The sequence below is a fragment of the Burkholderia sp. GbtcB21 genome, assembly GCF_019091065.1.
Lineage (GTDB): Bacteria > Pseudomonadota > Gammaproteobacteria > Burkholderiales > Burkholderiaceae > Burkholderia > Burkholderia pyrrocinia_C.
Genome location: NZ_JAGXKA010000088.1, coordinates 1 through 663 on the forward strand (window position 1 = coordinate 1; position 663 = coordinate 663).

Consider the following 663-nt stretch of genomic DNA (forward strand, 5'->3'; position numbering starts at 1 on the left):
CGGTCGTGTGTTGAGCTTGTCAGCAATCGCGTCGAGGTCTTTTTGAGAGTAGACGGACAGATCCGTACCCTTGGGCAGGTACTGGCGCAGCAGGCCGTTGGTGTTTTCGCACGTGCCGCGCTGCCAAGGGCTGTGCGGATCGCAGAAGTAGACACGCACGTTGGTCGCGGCCGTCAGCTCGGCATGCCGCGCCATCTCGCGGCCTTGATCGTAGGTCAGCGTCTGGCGCAGTGGCTCGACGAGCGATTGCAGTTTGGTCGTGAAGGCGGCCAGCGCCGACGCAGCGGTCGCGTCCGGCATCTTGGCCAGCAGCACTGCGCGGCTCATACGCTCGACGAGCACAGCCACGGAGGACTTGTTGGCCGCCCCCTTGATGAGGTCACCTTCCCAGTGGCCCGGCATGAGTCGATCGTTGATCTCGGGCGGCCGCACGTGGATGCTGACCATGTCAGGAATCGTCTCGCGCCGATCGGTGCCACGCGATCGCGGCAGGCGTTTGTTACGGTGCTGGCGCAGACAGGCAATCAGTTCGCGGCGCAACTCGCCGCGAGGCTGAGCATAGATGGCGTTGTAAATCGTTTCGTGGGACACGTTCAGGCTCGGATCGTCGGGGAAGGTCCGCTTCAGGGTAGCCGCGATTTCCTGCGGCGACCACTGGCGTTC

Annotated in this window: 1 protein-coding gene; it reads right to left on the reverse strand. The window is 63.8% G+C overall.

The window, feature by feature from the left end:
* Nucleotides 1-663, reverse strand: a 663-nt coding sequence (locus tag KVT39_RS36455) for an IS30 family transposase (protein WP_254640793.1), incomplete at both ends; no start/stop codon positions are given.